1 protein-coding gene is annotated in these 265 nt (G+C 47.9%); it reads left to right on the top strand.

The window, feature by feature from the left end; translation table 11 throughout:
* A partial coding sequence (locus H3S88_RS13310) for a phage baseplate assembly protein V (protein WP_232352610.1) occupies positions 1-265 on the top strand: 265 nt, incomplete at both ends.

Below are 265 nucleotides of genomic sequence, written 5' to 3'. Positions count from 1 at the left end.
GGCGAAACGGTGAAGAGAGTTTATGGTTAAGACTGGCTAAACCGTATGCCGGCAGTACCTATGGTTTTCACTTTCCACTGATTGATGGCACAGAAGTTGCGGTTGCCTTTACTAACGGTAATCCGGACCGACCTTATATTGCACATGCGATGCATGACAGCCAACACCCTGACCATGTGACCGCCATAAACAAACACCGAAATGTAATTCGTACCCCTGCTAACAACAAACTGCGGATGGATGATAAGCGCGGACAAGAGCACAT

Origin of the sequence: Gilliamella sp. B14448G11 (assembly GCF_016101765.1) — a bacterium.
Lineage (GTDB): Bacteria > Pseudomonadota > Gammaproteobacteria > Enterobacterales > Orbaceae > Gilliamella > Gilliamella apicola_N.
The sequence above is the reverse complement of the archived record's forward strand: the minus strand, read 5'-3'. Positions and strand labels throughout refer to the sequence as shown.